Source organism: Mycobacterium sp. E342 (assembly GCF_001667665.1).
GTDB lineage: Bacteria > Actinomycetota > Actinomycetes > Mycobacteriales > Mycobacteriaceae > Mycobacterium.
Map to the genome: position 1 here is coordinate 1 of NZ_LZJM01000167.1, position 6,678 is coordinate 6,678.

A 6,678-nucleotide genomic window follows, 5' to 3' on the forward strand; every position below is an offset into this window, starting at 1 on the left:
CCAGACACATCCACTCCGTCAGGAGGTCCTCCCAATTTCAAGCAGGCACGCCGTTAACAACCTCCCGGGTCACGACAACTAGCGGCGATCGCGAGCGCGGCGAAGCCGGGCGAAGCGGGTCGCCGCCATCGGCCTAGCGGCGATCGCGAGCGCGGCGAAGCCGGGCGAAGCGGGTCGCCGCCATCGGCCTAGCGGCGATCGCGAGCGCGGCGCCCGGTGGCGAAGCGGGTCGCCGCCATCGGCCTAGCGGCGATCGCGAGCGCGGCGAAGCCGGGCGAAGCGGGTCGCCGCCAACGAACTAGCGGCGATCGCGAGCGCGGCGAAGCCGGGCGAAGCGGGTCGCCGCCATCGGCCTAGCGGCGATCGCGAGCGCGGCGAAGCCGGGCGAAGCGGGTCGCCGCCATCGGCCTAGCGGCGATCGCGAGCGCGGCGCCCGGTCAGCGCCGCTTGTCGCGCACCTTGTAGGTCGACGGCCACGACTTGCGCGACTCGTCGCCGGTCAAGGGGGTGCCCATGCCCCCGACCTTGACGTTGTAGGCCTCCTTGCCGGGGCCGACCTCCCGGTTCGCGTGTTCCTGCGCGAGGAAGTAGAGCTCGTCGATGGTGGCTTCGTCGTAGGCGACGAACGAGGTCTCGCGCTCGAGGTCATCGACGCCGATCAGCATCCGCGCCGGCAGGAATCGCGAGGCCAGCGCCGCCAGACCGAGCAGCGCGAACGGAATCAGCCAGTAACACACGTACGACAACGGGGTCCCGGTGTCCAGGATCGTGGCGTCACCCCGCACGATCGGCGGGATCGCCGACGACACCGTCATACCGGCCGCCGTCGCCACCCAGATCCAGCTCAGGACGCCGACGGCCCGGCCGAACAGTTCGGTCTTGACGACGTCGGCGGGTTGTTCCGCGCCGGCGAACGCACGCACGAAGGGCCTGCCCGTCAGCGTGCCGACCAGCGCCACCACGAGGAAGCCTCCAGTGCTGAGCGGCAGCATCCACCGCTGGGCGAACGCGTCGCCCAGCGCGAAGGTCAGCGCCGCCAACACCACAAAGACTGCGACAGAACCGATTTCGAGTGTTCGTTCCGGCTTGCCGCCGACCACCCCGATCACCAGCGCGATGACCGCGACCGCCAGGGCCGCCAACGCGGCGGCGCCGAACGGCACGTTGCCGACGAGCACCCAATAAACGATCCACGAAGCAAGACCAAACAGCATGCCCACGATACGCCAGTGTATGAGTGGCGGGTCGCCGCGCCGTCGGCGGCAGGCCGAACATTTGGTCCGCGAGTCCGTACCTGCACCGTCAAATCCCGCTGACCACTGTGATCGCGGCGCCTCGAGGCTTTCCCACGCGCGCGGCGGAGCGCCAGATAGAGGCTTACGGCCCTTGGCGTCGGCCCGTGCAGGGCTCAGCCTTGAAGCCATACGTTTGGAGACGATGGTGGGTCGAGATATGGAGCGTACGGCGACACCTGCTGAAGGTGTGGTGGCGATCGGCGCATCCGCCGGCGGCATCGAAGCGTTGTGCGAACTGGCGGCGGGTATGCCGGCCGACTTCCCGTTCGCGGTCATGATCGTCATCCACATGGGCCGGGGAGCGCCTTCCCTGCTGGCCCAGATCATCGGCCGATGCGGGCCGTTGCCGGCCGTCGCGGCCGTCGACGGCGCTGTCCTGGAGGCCGGGCGGATATATGCCGCGGTGCCCGATCACCATCTGCTTGCCCGCGACCATCGGGTGGCCCTGTCGGATGGTCCGTGGGAGAGCGGTCGCCGACCGGGGATCGATGCGCTTTTCCGGTCCGTCGCGCTGGACTACGGCCCCCGGGCAATCGGTGTCCTGATGTCGGGACTGCTCGACGACGGCGTGGCCGGGCTGCGCGCCATCAAGGCCAAGGGAGGAGTCACCGTGGTCCAGGAACCGGCGGACGCGCTGTTTCCCGATCTGCCGAACAATGCCATAAAAGCCGCTGCGGCCGATCACACCGCGACGGCCAAGGAGGTCGGGAACCTGCTGGCCCAGTTGGCCGACCGCAACATCGAAGAGCAGCCGGCGGACCCGGACGGGCGGCTCGAGCTGGAGAACCAGATCGCGATGGACAGCCAGTTCGCGGCAGTTGTCGGCATGGAGGACCTGGGGCCGCCGACCGGGTACACCTGCCCGAGCTGCAACGGTGCCCTGATGGCCGTTGCCGACAACGGGTACCGGTGCCAGGTCGGCCACGCATGGACCGCACAGGCGCTGCTGGTGGCGTACGGCGACGAACTCGAGGAAGCGATCTGGGCGGCCATCCGCACCCTGAAGGACACCGCGCGACTGTCTCACACCCTGGCCGAAAATGCCGAGAGCGCAGTCGATTTGGAAGGCTACACCGACACGGCGAACCGGGCCGCGCACGCGATCGCCGCGTTGCGCCAGGGCCTTCTGGCGGCCAAAGCCGACAACAACGGGACCACCGAAACGTCGTGAAAGGCTAGCCGGAGGCGCCGGTGTTCAGCGCCATCGCCAAGAAGTCGAGGCGCCACAGCGACTGGAACAACTTGCGGCCGAATTCGGTTACCAGATCGGCGTTTTCCGGTCCGACGTCGTCGCGCTGTGCCACCGACTCGATGATCTCCCGAATCGTGCGGCGGCCGTCGACCTGCTGGACGAAGGGCAGCTGGGCCGGGTTGAGCTTTAGCTTCGCACCGGGCAAATGGATTTCGTCGCCGGACAGTAGGCAGGCCGTGCGCAGCAACGGGACGTAGTCGAACGCGTCAGCCGTGGAAAAGTCGATTGCGTAATGTTCTCTCGGACGTTCGGGGCGACAGGCCATGAAGAAGTGGGTGGCGTTGGCGGGCTGAAGGCGTTCCATGACGGACCACAGTTCGACGTCCGGAAGCCGGTCCAGCACAGCCTGGAACCGGCTCGCCGGCGCGACGAAATCGTGCGGGTAGTAAGGCGTTTTGTGAAACCATCCCTGGAATGCCAGCCCGGCCGAGCTGACCAGCTCCAGGCATTCCGCAACGGTGTAGCTTCGCTGGCGGCTGTGCAGAAACGTATCGACCAGGGCGCCGTCGGACATCAGATCGTTCGCGCGGTTCAGGTAGGACCGCACCGGGTGATCCGCCGGTAGCACCGTGATCGCCTCTTTGACCATTTGGACCGATGCGTCGTCCTGCGCCAGTTCGAGGTCGCGAAACACCGATTCGAGCATGTCGACGCCGATGCGGCCGTACCTCGCGTAAAGCATGACGGCCAGCACCCCGTCGGTGCGCAGGCATCCACCCAGCGCTTTGAGGCCGGCCAGCGGATCCGCCATGTGGTGCAAGACGCCGGTGGAAACGATCAGGTCGAAGTCGTGGGACAGCGTCGCCACTTCTTCGATGGGAAGCAGATGCAATTCCAGATTGTCCAGGCCGTGCTTGTCTTTCAGGTATTGCTGGTGCTTCAGCGCCGACCGGCTGACGTCGATGGCGACCACTTTGGCGGCGCGATTCATGAAAGCGAACAGGGCCGCCTGGAAGGTGCCGCAACCCGCGATGAGAATGTCGAGGTCCGGCTGGTAGCCCCGGTCCGGCCACAACACCCGGTGCGCCCAGAAGGGATCGAACCAATCCCAGTGGTTAGTGCTCCATGCCGCGAGGTCGATCACCGGAGGCGGATACTCCCACCGATCGTATTGGCGGGACACCTCGTCGACCCGCGGATCGTCGGTCACTTCGGCGCAACTCCTTCGCGGTGGCAGTCGCGACCAACTTACTGTGCCCATCGGCTTTCGGCCCGCCGACGGTAGCCGCGATGACCGGCGTTCGCGTTCACATCAGCGGGGGGCCCGGAATCAACCAGATCAACGAGGTGTCGATGAGCCCCCGGTACTGCGGGCAGTAGGCAGCCACCGACAGGCCGATGAAGTAACTGGACTCCCTCATCGTGAGGTCGGTGTCGTGCATCACCTTCATCGCCAAAACGCTTGCATTTGCGTTGTTGTCGAATCCCGTGCACACCCGGTGCGCCATGGCGATCGCGGTGCCGCTGTCGCGGACCTCGATCCCGTAGTTCACCAGCGAAGCGATGAACGCATCGTCGACTGGATCCGCAGATGCCGACCCCGAACAAAGCGCCGCGGCGGCGGACAGCAGGAGCGCGTAGGACACTACCCACCGCTTCCTGCGCGCGACGTTCATCCGGCTGGGCATCCCTTCTGTGCGGACCGACGGCGCGCGCGCCGTCGGCGACCCGGTCAATTCGACGAAGACACGGCTACTTTCGCCCCGGTCGCGCCCTGCGCGGACTGCCCGTTCGTCTCCGGCGCGCTCACGTCGCGCAGCGCGACGGGTTGTGAACGCCACCCGGCGTATCCGAGGGCCGCGCTGATCGCCGTGTAGACAACGGCCTCCGTCCACATGAACCCGACGCCCCACTTCCTGCCGAGGAAGATGGGCTCGTCGATGATGCCGGCGGATGCGGCGACGGCGTAGCCCGCGTGCGCGTAGGCGATTCCGGCGAACGCGCCGCAGAAGAATTTGCTCATTTCGCGATTCATTTCATTACCCTCTCTCGGTCGCCACGAAGTCGTGTGATCCCACTGTCGTGGCTCCCCCGCGACCGGGGATAGGGGCCAAGGTCCTCCCGCGCCGGACCCTTCGTCGCATTCCGTCAACGCCGCCGAGGCCCGCTCGACCTATGACCTACGGGTGTTCGTTGAGGACGCGATCGCGGATCGCGCTGGCGGTCGACAGATGCCCCTCGGCGGAATTCATGAACTCCCCCGCATGGCGGGCCTCGTTCGCGTCGCGGTCCTCGATCGCGGCGACGCAGAAGTGGGACGCGGCGTCGAAGTCGTCGAGGCTGGCTTGCAGCGCGTCGGTGAGTTCTTTGTCGGGTGACGGCAGGTGGCCCTGCAGGAAACTCGCCGCCTCATGGCCGTCGTGGCAGGCCGCCCCGAGGGCGGGGTAATCCTGGCTGCCGATGGCGAAGGTGGCCTTGCCCATGGCGATTCCCAGGTCCTGCATGTGGTCTTTGGTCAGCTCGACCCATTCGCGCACGGCTTGGGGGTGCGCCGTTGTCGTGGTGGCGCCGCCACCGCCGGTGTGCTTCTGAGTTGAACACCCCGCGATGAGAAGAACCACCGCAACGACCCCAATCGCTTGCTTGATCACCCGGCCTCCTAAACCCTGTGCACGATGATCCTTCGCCCCGGCGACGCCAGTCAGACAGGGCATAAAGGCTCTACCTAGGACAGCAAGACGACCCGGATCCGATCTACCTGCACCGACGCCGGTGCCCCCAGTCGGACTCGAACCGACACGTGACGGATTTTAAGAACGACGGTGTGGCCGAACGGGTCGCGCATGGCGAACAGCGAGTTCCAAAGGGTCTGGGTGGGCTCGGTGCCCCAGTGGACTCGACAAGGGACCAAAGTCCCCTTCCCACCGGAGTTCTCGTCCGGCCCTAGCAAGCCAGTTATGGTGACGCCCATGTTCTGGCGTCGTGGCCGGCGGTCAGCGGCACTGCTTGCCGTGCTGCTTTCCGCGTGCCATTCGACCGGAGGCACCCCACACTCCGCGCCGTCGCCGGTCACGCCGACGTCATCGTCTGCTCCGATGTCCAACCGGGCCGGCGCATTGTTCTACGCCAAGGCGGGGTCGCTGTACGTCAGCGCGCCTGCGGGCGAGCCGGGGCGCAAACTGACGGACGGCCCTGCGGACACCCAGCCCGCGCCATCGCCCGACTTGGCGCACGTCGCGTTCGTGCGAAAGGTGAAGGGTGACGACTACGGCGGTGAGTTATGGGTGCAGGACCTCTCGCAAGAGCTCATGCCCGTCGGTCCGCCGCGGCGGCTCGTGGACCCGGCGAAAATTCCGCAGGTCCCCGACGAGGGACCGACCATGGTCGCAAGCCCCAGGTGGTCGCCGAACGGACAACAGGTGGCCTTCGTCGACCACCCCGCTAACGGGATCATCAACGGTGGCCGCCTGCTCGTCGCGGCCACGGACAATGGCGCGCTGGTGCCCGCAGAACCGCCGCTGTTCGCCGTACCCGACTTCGCGTGGTCACCCGACGGCGGCCACATCGTGTGGGTCAACTCGCGCAGCGACGTGCGGCCTGTCGATGTCAATGTGCTCGTGGTCGGCGGCGCATCCAGACGGGTCGCGGCCGACACGAATGCGTTCTCGGTGACCTATGGCAAGGACGGGCAGACCATACTGTTCACCACCGGTGACGCTTCGGGTCCGGATTTCATAACTATTCCCTTCGCTCTGCGTACCGGCGGCATCTACTCCGTCCCAGCCGACAAGGCCGGCGCCCAGCCCACAATCGTGTTCACGCAACAGGGTTCGAACTACAGCGATATCGCCGCGCTGGACTCCGGTGCGGTGGCATTCACGAAGCCGGGCCCCTCGGACTCGTCGAAGGCGATCCAAATTCTCGGCAAGGCGGACTACATGCCGCGTACGACGGCGACTGACGTCGAAGCAAGCGGCCAAGGACCGGCGTGGGGCGCCGGCAACTTCGTGGCCTACCTCGACACCTCTCCGGAAAAGGCCTTGGTGGTAACCGATCTCGACAACCGCAATCCCAAGCGCCTTGACACCGGCGTCGACGCCTTCGCCTGGGCGCCCTAGCTGTACCCGGCTCGAACGTTGTTGACGGTTTGACTGTGAGAAGGGAGGACCTCCGGGCTTAGTGGAGATGTCT

Annotated in this window: 7 protein-coding genes; 2 read left to right on the forward strand and 5 right to left on the reverse strand. The window is 66.5% G+C overall.

Going from position 1 to position 6,678, the window contains the following annotated elements; genetic code table 11:
• Nucleotides 1-437: 437 nt before the first annotated feature.
• Complete coding sequence (locus A5692_RS11870; RefSeq protein WP_068056144.1) at nucleotides 438-1,220, reverse strand: hypothetical protein; 783 nt, start codon at nucleotides 1,218-1,220, stop codon at nucleotides 438-440.
• A 217-nt stretch (nucleotides 1,221-1,437) separates the two neighbouring features.
• On the opposite strand from A5692_RS11870, the gene A5692_RS11875 reads away from it, so the two are divergent.
• Nucleotides 1,438-2,466 carry a chemotaxis protein CheB gene (locus A5692_RS11875; protein ID WP_068056153.1) on the forward strand — a complete coding sequence of 343 codons (1,029 nt, stop codon included), beginning with the start codon at nucleotides 1,438-1,440 and terminating at the stop codon, nucleotides 2,464-2,466.
• Between the two features lie 4 nt (nucleotides 2,467-2,470).
• Here A5692_RS11875 and A5692_RS11880 read toward each other — a convergent pair whose 3' ends face one another.
• From A5692_RS11880 to A5692_RS11895, 4 genes are all read right to left on the reverse strand, one after another.
• A complete protein-coding gene (locus A5692_RS11880; protein ID WP_068056146.1) occupies nucleotides 2,471-3,697 on the reverse strand; it encodes a methyltransferase in 1,227 nt (408 codons plus the stop codon).
• Nucleotides 3,698-3,794: 97 nt separating this feature from the next.
• A complete protein-coding gene (locus tag A5692_RS11885; RefSeq protein WP_068056147.1) occupies nucleotides 3,795-4,163 on the reverse strand; it encodes a DUF732 domain-containing protein in 369 nt (122 codons plus the stop codon).
• Between the two features lie 56 nt (nucleotides 4,164-4,219).
• Nucleotides 4,220-4,510 (reverse strand): hypothetical protein, encoded by a 291-nt coding sequence (locus A5692_RS29450; protein WP_197514433.1) that lies wholly within the window; start codon nucleotides 4,508-4,510, stop codon nucleotides 4,220-4,222.
• 157 nt (nucleotides 4,511-4,667) lie between these two features.
• Complete coding sequence (locus tag A5692_RS11895) at nucleotides 4,668-5,138, reverse strand: hypothetical protein (RefSeq protein WP_068056151.1); 471 nt, start codon at nucleotides 5,136-5,138, stop codon at nucleotides 4,668-4,670.
• A gap of 222 nt (nucleotides 5,139-5,360) precedes the next feature.
• Here A5692_RS11895 and A5692_RS11900 point away from each other — a divergent pair, with 222 nt between their 5' ends.
• Entirely contained in the window at nucleotides 5,361-6,605 is a 1,245-nt protein-coding gene (locus tag A5692_RS11900; RefSeq protein WP_231984302.1) for a hypothetical protein, read from the forward strand.
• The last annotated feature ends 73 nt before the right edge of the window (nucleotides 6,606-6,678 follow it).

Coding starts and splice junctions, on each gene's coding strand:
- A5692_RS11875 (WP_068056153.1), top strand. CDS start 1,438: ATGGTGGGTCGAGATATGGAGCGTACGGCGACACCTGCTGAAGGTGTG.
- A5692_RS11885 (WP_068056147.1), bottom strand. CDS start 4,163: ATGAACGTCGCGCGCAGGAAGCGGTGGGTAGTGTCCTACGCGCTCCTG.
- A5692_RS29450 (WP_197514433.1), bottom strand. CDS start 4,510: ATGAGCAAATTCTTCTGCGGCGCGTTCGCCGGAATCGCCTACGCGCAC.